This window comes from Acaricomes phytoseiuli DSM 14247, from assembly GCF_000376245.1.
GTDB lineage: Bacteria > Actinomycetota > Actinomycetes > Actinomycetales > Micrococcaceae > Renibacterium > Renibacterium phytoseiuli.
Map to the genome: position 1 here is coordinate 104,203 of NZ_AQXM01000062.1, position 12,920 is coordinate 117,122.

A 12,920-nucleotide genomic window follows, 5' to 3' on the forward strand; every position below is an offset into this window, starting at 1 on the left:
GGCACAGGCTGGGCCTCAGCACCCGCCATAGCCTCGATGCGGTGTGCTGAGGTTCGATGGGAAGCGGGCAGGACTACTGGCATTGGTAGTCCTGGATTCATTGCCGCAGAGACCGTAAACAATGATTTCGTTGAGCTAGGCGTCCAAGACGGTTTCCGTATATCTCAGGCTGGTGTATACGCAGTAGAAGTCTGGCTGGCAGGACGCACACAGTCTACTGGCGGCAACGTTCAAATCTTGCGCAACGGCGGACAAATATCTGAGACAGGGCTATCAACGACTAGCTCGTGGTCCACAAGTCTGACCACATTATTTTTTGCGCCGTCCGGAACGCAGGTACAGGTGCGCGGACGATCAGTGAACACATATTTTACGATCCCCTACCTCCGTGTAGCAAAAATCGGATAGCCACTATGCCCGGTCTGGATGAAGTTTTAATCACGGTTTACGGGGCTGCTCTGGCGATACTCGCAGCAGGGCTCAGGATAGCGGCAGCAAGGCTGAAGCGCATAGGTGAGGATGCCCAGGCCGCTAGGCATCAGGTCGAAAATGACCACTCAGAAAATTTGAGAGATGACCTCGACAGGCAACATGGAGAACTGCAGACCAGCCTGAGCCGCGTATTGGCTGAGCTACGGACCCAGTCGGTAGGGCTTATGGAGCTCCGTGAAGATCTCCAGGATCTTCGTGAAGACGTCCAGCAGCAGAGGACAGAAATGCACGATTTACGAAAATTTTCGTCAAGACCTCCTCACACAAAACGAAGGAACCTATAAATGCTCTTTCTTACCGATTTAGCCGACGTTGCCCGGTCAGCGGGGGTGAATGTTGTGGAGTGTCCCGGCTGGCAACGTCGGGGGTTCAACGGCTGGGGATTCTCAGAGGTGCGTGGGGTGTTGTGGCATCACACCGCCGGGCCCAGGTCCGGGAACATACCCTCCCTGAACGTTCTCAGAGACGGCAGGGCGGGGCTGGCTGGGCCTTTGTGTCAACTCGGCCTGGCTAGGGACGGCACCGTGTATGTGATCGCCGCTGGCTGGGGCAACCATGCCGGAACGGGCTCAGCCCCAGGCATACCCCGCAACCAAGGCAACGCCTACCTCATCGGGGTGGAGATGGAATCCGCCGGGCTACCCCCATATGACTGGACAGCAGCCCAACTCGATGCCGCTCCCCGTCTAGGAGCAGCCCTGGAACGAGCCTACCTCAGCCATCTTCCTGAATCGCAGCGTCTTCAACTGGGCCACTATGAGTACTCCGATGCCGGGAAGATCGACCCCGCCGGGTGGCCCGGCGGCATGGACGGGCTCCGAGCCCACATCAACAAAGCCCTGACCGGGGCACCAAACACCGAAAAGGACTGGTTCGACATGGCAACCGAAAACGACCTCAAAGCAGCTATCCGTGCAGTACTCAACGAGAAATTCTCCCGGCAAGGCGGCGTGCCCGGCCAGGCATCCATTCAGGATATTTTCGCCTGGTTCGACGCAACGATGAGATCCGTCGCCGCTCAGGCTGCTTCGGCTGCAGCCCAGGCTGTTCTCAATACTCCGATCCAGCGTGCAGGCAAAGAAGGCGCTACTACTCTTGCCTCTCTGCTGGCCTACTACGACACGAACAACGACACACTCGGGAACGTCCAGGCCGGTGCCGTGCAGGAAGCTGTACAGAAAGCGCTCACTGACGGGACCGTGAAGGTCGATGTCAACGTCACGGGAGGCAAATAATGATGGCTAGGTATCGTGCCGAGGGCCCGTCGCAAACCCGCTACCCAGGGCGGGCTACCATCCGCACCGCCCTCGCCCTACTGCTACCCCTCATCGCAGGTGCTCCGCTGATCTACCAAGCCGCCACCGGACACGACCCCGCAGCAGCCGGTGGCATAGCAGCCGGTATCCTCGCCCTAGCAGCCGGTATTACCCGAGTCATGGCCCTACCCGTAGTCAACGATTTTCTCTCCCGGATCGGCCTCGGCGCTGAACCACCCCAAGGCAAGGAGCACACATGAGACCCTGCCCACCAAACAGTATTCGTCCCGTCTCATCATCGTAGGCGTCACGCACAAACTTTGTGGCGTTTTTGTGGCGTTTCAATCACTGCAGGCCGCTGCAAATCGTTGTAAATAAAGGGCTCTTTATCGCCACAAAAACGCCACAAACATACGAAACCCCGCCAGTTCAAGGCCTCTAGTTCCTTGAATTGGCGGGGTTTTTCGTGTTGTCGGGATGACAGGATTTGAACCTGCGACCCCTTGACTGCCCGTCAGAACATCTCCCGGGACCACCGCAGGTCCAGTAGCAGCCCCCGAGAACGTCTGAGCGAAGAGCTTGGTCAGAAGCACTGCGGACCGCGTATTGGTGAAGAAATGGCGATCCAGCATGCCGGAATCGACATCTAGGATCGATCCATCCGATCCGCTCATCGCATGATTGCAGACAAGGATGTCCAAAGAACCGGTGAGAGTTCGAGCCTGCTCGATAAGAGCTGATGGAGCATCCGGTTCGGCAAGATCGACGGAGAGCTCACCGAAAGCCGCACCATCAGTCAGACTTTCGGCGAGCTCCTTGCGTAATGCCTCGAAGTCATCGCCACCCCAGGGCTGCTGTTCATCATGAGGTGAATAGTGGGCGATGAAGACACTGGCCCCATCTTCGACGAACCGCTTAGCGATAGCGAAGCCGATGCCCTGCCTGCGTGAAACCCCCGTGACCAAAGCCGTCCGCCCGGATAACGGCAATGCGCGCTCAGTCATACAGATACTGTAGCGATCCCGATCGTGCAGGAGAATAAAAATCCCCGCAGAGCATACGCTGCGCGGGGTATTTCAGTGGTGGCTCCGACCGGCATCGATCCGGTGACCTTTCGATTTTCAGTCGAACGCTCTACCAACTGAGCTACAGAGCCTTGGTGCACTTGTCACCGGACCTTCTCCGGATAACCGGAGAGATCGAGCGACCCTGACGGGACTTGAACCCGCGACCTCCGCCGTGACAGGGCGGCGCGCTAACCAACTGCGCTACAGGGCCTTGTTCTTTTATTCAAGAGCTATCAGCTTACCAGTTTTCACCGGCAAACTAGCCTTGCGTACCCCCAACGGGATTCGAACCCGTGCCGCCGCCGTGAAAGGGCGGTGTCCTAGGCCGCTAGACGATGGGGGCATCAGTCACTTCCCAAGGAAGACCTCTAAAACTATAGAGCCTTCGGCAGTATTCCGGCAAACCGAGAATGACTGGAGTGCACTACTCTACGCTCCGAGTAGGGATGCCTACGGCATCGCACTTATAAACTGGAAACATGAAAGACCCTCTGGCCGGCATGCCTCACTTCGGCAGATACGAGATGAGCCTGGCCGAGTTCGAGCAAGCCACCGATGAAGCCGTAGCGCAGCTGCCTCCGGAACTCGCCGAGGCCATGAACAACGTGGCGATCGTGATCGAGGAACGCTATGCACCGGGGCCGGATGAAGACCCTGGCCTCGTCCTGCTGGGTCTTTACCAAGGCGTCCCGCTGACCGAACGGACAGAGTGGTCTGATGCCGGAACACTGCCGGACAAGATCAGCATCTATCGGCAGCCCATCATGGATCTCGGCTATAACCGGGACGAGATCGTCGCGCAGATCCGGATCACCGTCATTCACGAGATCGCACACCACTTCGGTATCGATGACGACCGACTCCATGAACTCGGCTGGGCTTGAGGCTGGGCTTAACCCAGCACCGAAAACTTCCCCGAATATCCGACACGCCAGCGCAAATGAGCCCTCCGGGCCTACGTGTTGCTTATGTTGTTAATGAGGTTCCTGTTGCCAAAGTGACTCTTGATTCCGTAACCTGGGGATTGGCTGTGCCGGAAAGCTGCTGTTTCCGGCAAAAGTTCCTGGTTGAGAGTTGCATACATCATGGCGAAAAATGTTCCCCCGCAGTGCACCCGTCTGGCAGCGATAACGCTGACCTCCTGCTTGGCCCTGGGCCTGAGTGCATCACTACTCCCTGCCCAGGCGCTTCCCTCGCAGACGCAGCCCGGGACGACTTTCGGAGCATCCCGGCCAGCGATTCCCTCCGCCCAGGACATCGAGAACGCCAAGCAGAATGAAGGCAGCACCGCGGCAGAAATTAACAAGGTCGAAGGCCTCATCAGCGCCGCGAGTGAGGATCTGCAGAAAGCCGCCTCGGACAGCTACCGGGCCGCCGATAGCTACAGCGATTCCCTGGTCGCCCTAACCGAGCGGCAAGCAACCGCCTCGAACGCCCAGGCCAAAGCCGACGCCGCCGCAACGATCTACGACAAGGCCCGAGAAGACCTAGGCGATCTCGCCGGGGAGATGTACAAGACCGGCGGCATGAATGTCGCTATGCAGACTCTGCTCGGGGGCGACGATGACGCGCTGCACCAGGCATCGACGCTCCAGGCAGTCGGCGAGCACCGGGCCCAGACGGTCGCCCATGCCCAGCTCGCGGCCAATACCGCGAGCACTCTGCAGGAAGCAGCTCAGCAGGCGCAGCAGGCAGCCGATGAAGCCGCCGATCAATCCACGCAGGCCAAGGACCGCGCTGAGCAGGCTTATGCCGCTCAGAATGAGGCGGTCACCCGGGCTCAGGAGCAGCGAAGCACCCTGATCGGGCAGCTCGCCACCCTCAAGAACAGCACCGTGGCTCTGGAAACCGCCCGGATCGAAGGGCTGGAGAGGCAGCGGCAGCAGGAGCAGCTGGCGACGATCATCGCCGATTCCCGGACGGTCACGCCACCTGCGCCGAATGGCTCTGGAGGCGGCAGCTCCGTAGCACCGCCAGCGGTTCAGCCGCCTGTCGTGCAGCCGCCAGCAGTGGTCACGCCTCCGACGGTTCAGCCGCCTGTCGTGCAACCTCCCACTGTGCAGCCGCCGATCGCCCCGCCACCGCCGCCTGTGCAGCCGCCCGTCCAACCACCGGTGGTCACTCCCCCGCCATCTGGCACGAATATCCAGGGCATGGTGAACTTCGCGATGTCCAAAGTGGGGTCGGCATATGTCTGGGGCGGCACCGGGCCCGGCTATGACTGCTCCGGCCTGATCTGGGCGGCCTTCCGCTCAGTGGGCGTGAACGTACCGCGTACCGGTAGCCCGCAGTTCTGGAATGCGCCACAACGCGTTCCGGTGGCCCAGGCCCAGTACGGCGACATCCTCGCCTTCAACGATGATGGTTCCGGGAACTTCAGCCACGTAGGCATCTACATCGGCAACAACAAGATGGTCAACGCGTTGAACCCGCAGCAGGGCGTGCTGGTGGTAGACCTCAACGATCTGATCGGGCTCAAGCTCTACCCGCTCGCAGCCCGTTACTGATAACAGCCGTCTGGCTCGGCTACAGCAGACTCAGACGTTGCCGAGCATGGGGCCGAAGCGCTCCCGATCATCCAGCCTCGGATCTTCTTGATCGCGGACCACCATGACCGGACCTTTGGCGTGGTGCAGCACCCCGTCTGTCGTCGAGCCGAGGATCATCCCGGCGAAACCGCCATGACCACGGGTGCCGAGCACCACCAGCTCGGAGGTCTTCGTCGCTTCGACCAGGGTTTCCACCGGCACACCATCAACCACATCGGCGGTGATCTCCAGCTGTGGGAAGTGATGCTGCAACCAGGCTTTACCGGCTTCCAGTTGCTCGGCGATTTCCTTCAGGAGCTCCTCCCGGTTCGCCCCTGAAGGCAACCAGGCCGCAGCACCGGTCAAGGGCGGCACCGCACAGAGAACGCGCAAGGAGTATCCGCAGCGCTGAGCTTCCTCCGCCGCCTGGAGCACGGCATAACGCGCCTGCTGGGAGCCATCGACGCCTACACTGACCATCGGATGGATCCGAGCCTGCGCCGGGGTCTGCGCCGTCTTGCCCGGCTCGTTCAGGCGGTCCGCACAGCTGAGCGGTACCGTGACCGTGGGGCACAAGGAATGGGCCGGCAGAGCCGAGGAGACGGAGCCGAGCAGACGCCCTACGAAGCCGCCCCGGCCGCGCGAGCCGAAGACTAGCAGCTCAGCGGTTTTCGACATCTGCTGCAGAACACTGGAGGGATCCCCCGAGACAACCCTGGCATCAAAGTCCACACCGGCCCCAGCAACCCTCTGCATGGCCTGTTCCACGATGGCGCGGGCACCCTGCGCGATCACTTCTTCATCTACCGTGGCAGAGCCGCCGTCCAGCCCGGAAGCGGCGAATATCGGCACCGAATAAGCGGTGACGATATGCAAGGTCTGCTGCCGCTGGCGGGCTTCCTGAACCGCCCAGAGCAAAGCGCAATCACCGTGCTCGGAACCATCCACGCCGACGACGATGCCGGTGGGTGCCACGGGCGCAGATTCTGCTTCGACTTTTGCGTCGCCGGAATCTGTCATGATCTTCTCCTTGCTCGGCCGATGCGCTGGTTACCTCGACTATTGCGCGCGCTCCGCTCCTCGTCAAGGATGTCGGCGCAAGGATCGCAAGGATATCCGGCCCGAGCAGGCAAACTGCTCGGGCCAGCGACTTGTCTATCTGCCCTCGCCGGTGTCCTGGTCTTCGGCCTTCTGGCTCTGCGCCGACGCGGAAGCCTGCTGGTTCTGCCTGCGCCTCGCGGTGATCGCCAGCCAGACGATCATCGCCGCCGCGACTACGGCGAAAGCGACGATGATCCATATCCCGTTATCCGCTGTGCCCACCGGAGTGCCGGAATCGCTCTCTACGCCGGTGGTAGCAGCAGGCGAGCTGGGCTTGGTGAGTTCCCCGCTGGGGCCGACCACCGGAGCCTCAGCAGAATCCGAGGCACTTGCCGTGGAACCCGGTGAAACCGGGGCCGTCACGGATCCGGCGGTCACGGTAAAACGGAAATTGCCTTCAGTGGGATGACCATCGGAGGAGACCAGGCGCCATTGCACAGTGTATGTGCCCGTAGGGGCATCAGCATCCAGCTTCTGGACGAGGGACCGGCCCTCGATCTGGGGCTCACCTTCTGCCCGATCTTCACCAGAAGGATCGAGGACCTGGATCTTGGCACCGATGGGAGAGGGCTCCTCATCCATTGCGATGCTCACCGTGGCCGGAATGCCGGCAACGGTTTCACCGTCGCTCGGGCTCGTCTCCAGTACCGCATCGTGGGCGCTGGCGGGCACGGCTTGGCCGATCATGAGGAAGCCGCAGAACAGCACGGCGACCAGAAGGAACAGCAACCGGAAAGGGCTACGGACGGACGACGGGAAGGGCGCGTATGCGCGCATGATCAGCACCTCACGAAATCGGATATTCCAGGCCTGTGGGGCCATGCCCAGCTTACCGTCCAGGATGCTCGCAGCGCTGTGTAAATTACTGCTGCGTGGATTAAGATCAAGCTGAACCACACGCTCAGGCTCCGGCACGAGGCACCGCCTCTGTCCTGTTTTTTGTACTGCTAGAGCCCCATTCAGCTCCGGAAGGTGCCATGGCCACTTTGACCGCCGCCCTGGATCGTTATTTCAAACTGAGTGAACGCGGTTCCTCGTTCTCCCGCGAAATCCGCGGCGGATTCGCCACCTTCTTTGCTATGAGCTACATCGTGGTGCTCAACCCGCTGATCCTCGGCGGCCCGGATTCGACGGGAGCGGTGCTCGGTGGAAACCGGGTCGCCGCAGTGACCGCGCTCGTCGCCGGCGTGCTGACCATCGCCATGGGCGCCTGGGCGAAGCATCCCTTCGCGCTGGCCGCCGGGCTCGGCGTGAACGCCTTCGTCGCGGTCACCGTGGCCAGCAATCCGGGGCTGACCTGGCCGGACATCATGGGCCTGATCATGCTCTCCGGAGCGACCATGCTGGTCCTGGTCATGACCGGTTTCCGCACCGCGGTTTTCCGTGCGGTCCCGGAGGGGCTGAAGACCGCGATCGTGGTCGGCATCGGGCTCTTCATCGCGCTCATCGGCCTGGTGAACGCCGGTTTCGTGCGGCGCATCCCGGATATTGCGGGAACCACCGTGCCGGTGGGCCTGGGCTTCGAAGGCAAGCTGATCGGCTGGCCCACGCTCGTCTTCGTCTTCGGCCTCGTGCTGACCGTCGCCCTGGTGGTCAGGAAGGTCAAAGGCGCGATCCTCATCGGCGTCCTCGCCGCCACGGTACTGGCCAATATCCTGGAGCAGATCTTCGCCATCGGACCGAGCTTCGACGGGCAGACCGCCAATCCCGAAGGCTGGTCCCTCGTAGTGCCTTCGCTCAGCCAGTTCTCGCTGCCCGATCTGAGCCTGATCGGCGAGGTCAACCTGTTCGGCTCATTCAGCCAGCTGGGCATCATCGCCGCCACGCTGCTGGCGTTCTCGATCCTACTGAGCATCTTCTTCGACGCCATGGGCACAATGGTGGGCCTGGCCAGTGAAGCCGGAACTATTGATAAGAAGGGCAATATCCCCAATGTGGACCGGGTGCTCTTCGTGGATGCGGTAGGCGCTATTGCCGGCGGCGGGGCCTCGGTTTCCTCGAATCAGATCTACGTGGAGTCCGGGGCCGGTATCGGCGAGGGCGCACGCACCGGCATCGCCTCCATCGTCACCGGGGTGCTGTTCTTGATCGCGATGTTCTTCACCCCGCTGATCTCCCTGGTCCCCTTCGAAGCCGTGGCCCCGGCGCTCGTCGTAGTGGGGTTCATGATGGTCTCCCAGGTCAGCAAAATCGACTGGTCCGACTGGGGCATCGCGATCCCGGCGTTCCTCACGTTCACGCTCATGCCGTTTACCTATTCCATTGCGAACGGCCTCGGCGCCGGGTTCATCTCCTATGTGCTGATCCGCTGTGTTCAGGGACGGGCCAGGGAAATCCATCCGCTGCTCTGGGCGGTGGCCGTGGCGTTCCTGATCTTCTTCGGCATCGGGCCGATCGAGGAAGCAATCGGCATGGCCTAGGCACATCCGTGGCTAAGCCGCTGCTTCATCAGTCCCGGTAGGGCTCCTGGCCCGCAGCGAAACGGCGTACTGCGGCGTCATCCCAGATCGTGGCAGGCATCGCTCCGGAAAGGAGCTCCCGGGCCAGCCACGTCCCCCGGGCGAGCGGGGCCGCCGAGCCGGCCATCACGATATTGCCGTAACGGCGCCCCTTGAGCATGGGCGGATCCGCGATGATCGCCGTGTGCTGGAAAGCGGCGGCCATCGTCGCCGCCTCCCGGCGGGCGTGTCGCAGAGAGGGGGCGTCGCCACAGTTGAGCAGGTAGATCCCGGATTCGCTCAACACCCGTTTAGCCTGCTCCGTGAACTCCGCGGTGAGCAGCGGAGGCGGGGTGAACCGGCCGGAGAACACGTCCCGGATCACCACATCCCGGCTTCCGGCACTGAGCTGCTCGGTAACCTCCCGGGCTTCGCCGACCCGGATCTTCAGCAGAGGAGCCTGCGGCAGGCCGAACCAGTCACGCACCAGCGCGGCGAGCGTGGCATCAATTTCCACCACGGTGTTGCGGGAATCCGGGTAAGTCGCGACCAGGTACCGAGCCAGGGCGCAGGCACCGCCGCCTAGGTGCAGCACCCGCAAACGGGTATTGCGCTCCGGCCAGCGGTCCAGGATCAGGCTGGCCATCCAGCGCATATATTCGAATTCCAACCGCAGAGGGTCGCTCAGGTCGATATGCGAGCTCTGCATCCCGTTGATCGTCAGCAGCCAGGAATCAGGGCTGCCCGGCTCCTGCTGTAGTTCAGCGACCCCGGTCTCGATGGAGTGTTCACCAGCACGCGGTTCCGGGGCGCGGCGGTCCGGCATCAGCCGCGGACCATCTGGATTTCGAACAGCGAGTTCCATTCCGGCGGCAGCTCTTTACCGACCCCGTTCTCCTGGAAACCCAGTTTGCGGTAGAACGCCTGGGCCCGCGGATTGTCCCGGAGCACCCAGAGGTAAGCTGCACGGTCTGCGAGCGCAGCCGCCACAAGGGCCTGCCCCACGCCCCGACCATACACCCGGGCCAGTGAGTACAGCCCTTGGAGCTCCTCAGGGTGCGGGGTCGGAACCCCCTCGACGGGACGCGCGGGGGCGGAATGCGCGAAGCCGACGATGCCCTCGGCGTCCCGGGCGATCCAGTGCTGGCCACCGGAATGTGCGGTCTCCTCGATGATCTTGCGCTGCGTGACCATGCGCCCGGGAAGCTGTGCCTCCCTGGCAGTGAAGAATTCTTCCGAGAACAGGTGCCCGTAGGCTTCCCGGTGCGCAGCCAGGTGCATCCGCACCAGTTCCGGGCAGTCCTCGGCTTGTGTGGGGCTCAGTTCGATCCCTGCCAGCTCGATCCCCGGATGCGCCGATGAGCTCACGGAGTTTCGCCCGGGGATTGCCGGAGTGCGGTTTCCAGCCGCTCCACTTTGCCCTCGAGCTCTCCGCTGTATCCGGGCCGGATATCGGCTTTGATCACGAGCGACACCCTAGAGCCATAGGGCAGCACCGCATCGGTGGCCTGCTTCACCACGGCGAAGACTTCGTCCCATTCGCCTTCGATGGTAGTGAACATCGCGTCCGTATGGTGCGGCAAGCCGGAGGCGCGGACAATCTGTACCGCAGCGGCAACAGCATCGTGCACCGAACCGTCGTCACGGCCCGTGCCGGAAGGGGCAATAGAGAAGGCAAGCAACATACCCCTACCTTATCTCCGCACCCCCGCACCCCCGCTGAGTGGTCGGCTGTGGCGACTTAGACCTCGTCTAAGTCGCCACAGCCGACCACTCAGCGGGGGTTAACGTCGACTAACGGCCGGCGCGCCAGGCCCAGATGACCAGGGGCACCTGGAGCGGCAGGCGTAGCATCGCGAAGGCCTTCTCGTTCGGGCGCAGCGGCCTCGCTCCCGGTTGGCGGCGCAGAACATCGCGCAGATGCGAGACATGAGCCACCGTGAACCCCGCGAACATCACCGAGGTCGCCCGGGCGGCGAAGGTGCGCGTCCCGGGGATTACCAGCCCCGCCGCCAGGGCGAACTCCACCGTCCCGCTCAATTCGACCCATTCCCGGCGGCTCGGTAGCACAGTGGACCACGGCTGATCCCCTGGGGTGAGCTCCCGCGGGATCACCGGGTAGTAGAAGCGAGGATTCCGCCGATGCTGCACCGCGCTCACGGTGAGCAGCCCGGCCAGAGCCCAAGCGGACCACGGCCTGCTCATGAGCAAGCCTCGATCCGGTGCAGCGCATCTGCGGCCCGGACCAGGGCCAGATGCGAAAAAGCCTGCGGGAAGTTGCCGGCCATCCGGCGCTCTTCCGTATCGTATTCCTCACTGAACAGGCCGAGCTCATTACCCAGGTTGATCAGCTTCTGCATCAGCTCCCGGGCCTCGTCAACCCGCTGCGAATAAGCGTATTGCTCGACCAGCCAGAAAGAGCAGGCCAGAAAGGGATGCTCCCCCGGCTCCAGCCCGTCCACGCCCTCTTCCGTCCGGTAGCGCAGCAGCAGCCCGGCGCTATCCAACAGCTCGTCTTCCATCCGGGCGACGGTGCTCAGCATCTTGGGGTCGTCATAGCTCAAGAAGCCCACGTGCGGCAGCACCAGCAGCGAGGCATCCGTCGTCGCCCCACCATAAGTCTGGGTGAACGATTCGATCTCCTCGTTGTATCCGTGCTCCATGACCTCGTCGTAGAGCCGATCGCGCAGCTCGATCCAGCGCTCCTCGGGACCTTCCAGCCCGTACTCCCGGATCGCTTTAATGCCGCGGTCGAAGGCCGCCCACATCATCACCCGGGAATGCGTGAAGTACTTCGGCTCCGAGCGCATCTCCCAGACGCCCTGATCTTTATCGTCGAAATGCCGCTCGGCGAAGCCCAGCAGCGCCCTCTGCAGAGACCAGGAGAACTGGTCCTCGGCAACGCCGCGCTGCCGCAGTTTGTCGAGGGCCACCATCACCTCGCCCACCACATCGGCCTGATACTGCTCCACCGCTCCGTTGCCGATGCGCACCGGGCGGGAATCCTCATAGCCCGGCAGATACTCCAGGATCTGCTCCGTCAATTCGCGTTCGCCGCCCAGGCCGTACATGATCTGCAAGTCCTCCGGATCCCCGGCCACCGCCCGCAGCAGCCAATTGCGCCAGGTGAGCGCCTCCTGGGCGTAACCGTGGGTGAGCATCGCCTCCAAGGTCAGCGCGGCATCGCGCAACCAGCAGTAGCGGTAATCCCAGTTTCGGGACCCGCCGAATTCCTCGGGCAGGGAGGTGGTCGCCGCCGCGACAATCCCGCCGGTGTCCTCATGCGTCAACGCGCGTAGCACCAGAAGAGAGCGCTGCACCTGATCGTGATACAGACCGCCCTGCTGACACTCATCGGCCCAGGTCTGCCAGAAATCCAGGGTGACCTGCAGAGAAGCATCGATATCGATGCCCCCGGGCACAGGCCGGTGGGAGGGGAACCAGACCAGCTCGAAATCAGCTTTCTCTCCGGCCGAGACCGAGATTTTCCCGATATGCCGATGGTCGACGGACTCGGGAAGCTCCGGGCCGCGCAGGGCCACTGCAGCCGGCCCGGCGATGGCCAGCAGTACCTCATGGCCCTGCGTATCCTCGGAACGGTAGACCCAGGGCAGGGCTCGCGCATAGTCGAAGCGCATGGTCAGTTCTTGACGCATCGGCACGGTGCCGCTGCGGCCCTCGATCCGCCGGACGATCGACGCCCGGCGGTCCCCCAGGGGCATGAACTCGGTGACCGCGACCTCGCCCTCGGGGGTGCGCCACAGAGTCTCCAGAACGAAACTGCCCGGCAGGTAGCGGCGCTGCACCACTTCGGCCTCGTCATGATCGGGAACCAGCAACCACCTGCCGTGCTCCTCGGTGCCCAGCAGCGCTGCGAAGATCGATGGCGAGTCGTACCGCGGGAAGCACAGCCAGTCGATGCTCCCTCCGCGGGATACCAGAGGGCCGGTATGCATATCCGAAAGCAGCGCGTAATCCTTGATGGGCGTCGACATGCTCCTACCTAATCACAAGCCGACAGATTTACTCGTAAGATCG

13 protein-coding genes and 3 tRNA genes are annotated in these 12,920 nt (G+C 62.6%); 5 read left to right on the forward strand and 11 right to left on the reverse strand.

All coding sequences use genetic code 11. The features are described from left to right. The first annotated feature begins 776 nt into the window (after positions 1 to 776). A complete protein-coding gene (locus C501_RS13650; protein ID WP_245532463.1) occupies positions 777 to 1,727 on the forward strand; it encodes a peptidoglycan recognition protein family protein in 951 nt (316 codons plus the stop codon). Beyond that, on the forward strand, positions 1,727 to 2,008 hold the full coding sequence (locus tag C501_RS0109815) for a hypothetical protein (protein ID WP_018135453.1): 282 nt from the start codon (positions 1,727 to 1,729) through the stop codon (positions 2,006 to 2,008). The genes C501_RS13650 and C501_RS0109815 overlap by 1 nt, the downstream gene beginning before the upstream one ends. A gap of 126 nt (positions 2,009 to 2,134) precedes the next feature. Here the strand turns inward: C501_RS0109815 and C501_RS13155 are convergent, their stop codons facing one another. The 4 genes from C501_RS13155 to C501_RS0109835 all read right to left on the reverse strand — a co-directional run bounded on the left by C501_RS13155 (position 2,135) and on the right by C501_RS0109835 (position 3,158). Beyond that, positions 2,135 to 2,752: an SDR family oxidoreductase gene (locus tag C501_RS13155; RefSeq protein ID WP_018135454.1), complete on the reverse strand. Its 618-nt coding sequence runs from the start codon at positions 2,750 to 2,752 to the stop codon at positions 2,135 to 2,137. Positions 2,753 to 2,828: 76 nt separating this feature from the next. Then, positions 2,829 to 2,904 (reverse strand) — tRNA-Phe (locus C501_RS0109825). 48 nt (positions 2,905 to 2,952) lie between these two features. Then, positions 2,953 to 3,026, reverse strand: a tRNA-Asp gene (locus C501_RS0109830). Between the two features lie 59 nt (positions 3,027 to 3,085). Continuing rightward, positions 3,086 to 3,158 (reverse strand) — tRNA-Glu (locus C501_RS0109835). Positions 3,159 to 3,294: 136 nt separating this feature from the next. On the opposite strand from C501_RS0109835, the gene C501_RS0109840 reads away from it, so the two are divergent. Both C501_RS0109840 and C501_RS0109845 read left to right on the forward strand, forming a co-directional pair. Beyond that, a complete protein-coding gene (locus tag C501_RS0109840) occupies positions 3,295 to 3,699 on the forward strand; it encodes a metallopeptidase family protein (RefSeq protein WP_018135455.1) in 405 nt (134 codons plus the stop codon). Positions 3,700 to 3,900: 201 nt separating this feature from the next. Further along, positions 3,901 to 5,322, forward strand: coding sequence for a C40 family peptidase (locus C501_RS0109845; RefSeq protein ID WP_018135456.1), 1,422 nt, complete (start codon positions 3,901 to 3,903; stop codon positions 5,320 to 5,322). Positions 5,323 to 5,352: 30 nt separating this feature from the next. Here C501_RS0109845 and C501_RS0109850 read toward each other — a convergent pair whose 3' ends face one another. Next, positions 5,353 to 6,363 (reverse strand): universal stress protein, encoded by a 1,011-nt coding sequence (locus C501_RS0109850; protein WP_018135457.1) that lies wholly within the window; start codon positions 6,361 to 6,363, stop codon positions 5,353 to 5,355. 135 nt (positions 6,364 to 6,498) lie between these two features. Further along, positions 6,499 to 7,341 (reverse strand): copper resistance CopC family protein, encoded by an 843-nt coding sequence (locus C501_RS13160; RefSeq protein ID WP_156807731.1) that lies wholly within the window; start codon positions 7,339 to 7,341, stop codon positions 6,499 to 6,501. 80 nt (positions 7,342 to 7,421) lie between these two features. Between C501_RS13160 and C501_RS0109860 the strand changes: the two genes are divergently transcribed. Continuing rightward, positions 7,422 to 8,864 carry an NCS2 family permease gene (locus C501_RS0109860; RefSeq protein WP_018135459.1) on the forward strand — a complete coding sequence of 481 codons (1,443 nt, stop codon included), beginning with the start codon at positions 7,422 to 7,424 and terminating at the stop codon, positions 8,862 to 8,864. 28 nt (positions 8,865 to 8,892) lie between these two features. On the opposite strand, the gene C501_RS0109865 is transcribed toward C501_RS0109860, so the two are convergent. The 5 genes from C501_RS0109865 to C501_RS0109885 all read right to left on the reverse strand — a co-directional run bounded on the left by C501_RS0109865 (position 8,893) and on the right by C501_RS0109885 (position 12,877). After that, positions 8,893 to 9,708, reverse strand: a complete 816-nt coding sequence (locus C501_RS0109865; RefSeq protein ID WP_018135460.1) for a spermidine synthase — start codon at positions 9,706 to 9,708, stop codon at positions 8,893 to 8,895. Next, positions 9,708 to 10,250 (reverse strand): GNAT family N-acetyltransferase, encoded by a 543-nt coding sequence (locus C501_RS0109870; protein WP_018135461.1) that lies wholly within the window; start codon positions 10,248 to 10,250, stop codon positions 9,708 to 9,710. The genes C501_RS0109865 and C501_RS0109870 overlap by 1 nt, the downstream gene beginning before the upstream one ends. Further along, the gene (locus tag C501_RS0109875; RefSeq protein WP_018135462.1) at positions 10,247 to 10,567 is read right to left on the reverse strand and encodes a thiamine-binding protein; all 321 of its coding nucleotides are present in this window, start codon (positions 10,565 to 10,567) and stop codon (positions 10,247 to 10,249) included. Before C501_RS0109875 ends, C501_RS0109870 begins: the two co-directional genes overlap by 4 nt. Positions 10,568 to 10,676: 109 nt before the next feature. Then, the gene (locus C501_RS0109880; protein WP_018135463.1) at positions 10,677 to 11,087 is read right to left on the reverse strand and encodes a DoxX family protein; all 411 of its coding nucleotides are present in this window, start codon (positions 11,085 to 11,087) and stop codon (positions 10,677 to 10,679) included. After that, positions 11,084 to 12,877: a glycoside hydrolase family 15 protein gene (locus C501_RS0109885; RefSeq protein WP_018135464.1), complete on the reverse strand. Its 1,794-nt coding sequence runs from the start codon at positions 12,875 to 12,877 to the stop codon at positions 11,084 to 11,086. Before C501_RS0109885 ends, C501_RS0109880 begins: the two co-directional genes overlap by 4 nt. Between the last annotated feature and the right edge of the window lie 43 nt (positions 12,878 to 12,920).

Excerpts from the sequence above, each read along its gene's own strand:
- C501_RS13650 (WP_245532463.1), top strand. The coding sequence starts at position 777 with ATGCTCTTTCTTACCGATTTAGCCGACGTTGCCCGGTCAGCGGGGGTG.
- C501_RS0109815 (WP_018135453.1), top strand. The coding sequence starts at position 1,727 with ATGATGGCTAGGTATCGTGCCGAGGGCCCGTCGCAAACCCGCTACCCA.
- C501_RS13155 (WP_018135454.1), bottom strand. The coding sequence starts at position 2,752 with ATGACTGAGCGCGCATTGCCGTTATCCGGGCGGACGGCTTTGGTCACG.
- C501_RS0109840 (WP_018135455.1), top strand. The coding sequence starts at position 3,295 with ATGAAAGACCCTCTGGCCGGCATGCCTCACTTCGGCAGATACGAGATG.
- C501_RS0109845 (WP_018135456.1), top strand. The coding sequence starts at position 3,901 with ATGGCGAAAAATGTTCCCCCGCAGTGCACCCGTCTGGCAGCGATAACG.
- C501_RS0109850 (WP_018135457.1), bottom strand. The coding sequence starts at position 6,363 with ATGACAGATTCCGGCGACGCAAAAGTCGAAGCAGAATCTGCGCCCGTG.
- C501_RS0109860 (WP_018135459.1), top strand. The coding sequence starts at position 7,422 with ATGGCCACTTTGACCGCCGCCCTGGATCGTTATTTCAAACTGAGTGAA.
- C501_RS0109865 (WP_018135460.1), bottom strand. The coding sequence starts at position 9,708 with ATGCCGGACCGCCGCGCCCCGGAACCGCGTGCTGGTGAACACTCCATC.
- C501_RS0109875 (WP_018135462.1), bottom strand. The coding sequence starts at position 10,567 with ATGTTGCTTGCCTTCTCTATTGCCCCTTCCGGCACGGGCCGTGACGAC.
- C501_RS0109880 (WP_018135463.1), bottom strand. The coding sequence starts at position 11,087 with ATGAGCAGGCCGTGGTCCGCTTGGGCTCTGGCCGGGCTGCTCACCGTG.
- C501_RS0109885 (WP_018135464.1), bottom strand. The coding sequence starts at position 12,877 with ATGTCGACGCCCATCAAGGATTACGCGCTGCTTTCGGATATGCATACC.